Genomic DNA, 244 nt, shown 5'->3' with positions numbered 1-244 from the left:
GTGCAGGAACGAAACCGCATTTCAAAACCTATCCTGATGAACCACTGAACCCACGTATCGGAAATCCGGCACTACAAGGGAACTGTCTTATCGCTACCATAGACAAAGTGCCGTGCAGCATACAACTGCCAAACTCTGTGGTGGCTGCTTATGAAGCCGGAGCGTTACCGCTGAATACACTCTCCAATGCAGTACTGGCTAAAAATGACCAGATGCGCCAAGTGGCACAGGAGAATTACTGGGC

General features: G+C 50.0%; 1 protein-coding gene. It reads left to right on the top strand.

Annotation, left to right across the window (positions count from 1 at the left end; translation table 11 throughout):
* Positions 1-244 (top strand): hypothetical protein (locus tag O4H62_RS26395; RefSeq protein ID WP_269391862.1); only part of this gene is annotated, 244 nt, incomplete at both ends.

The organism is Parahoeflea alexandrii (assembly GCF_027214025.1).
In the GTDB taxonomy this organism is placed as follows: Bacteria; Pseudomonadota; Alphaproteobacteria; order Rhizobiales; family Rhizobiaceae; genus Hoeflea; species Hoeflea alexandrii_A.
This window is presented reverse-complemented; position numbering and strand designations above follow the sequence as displayed.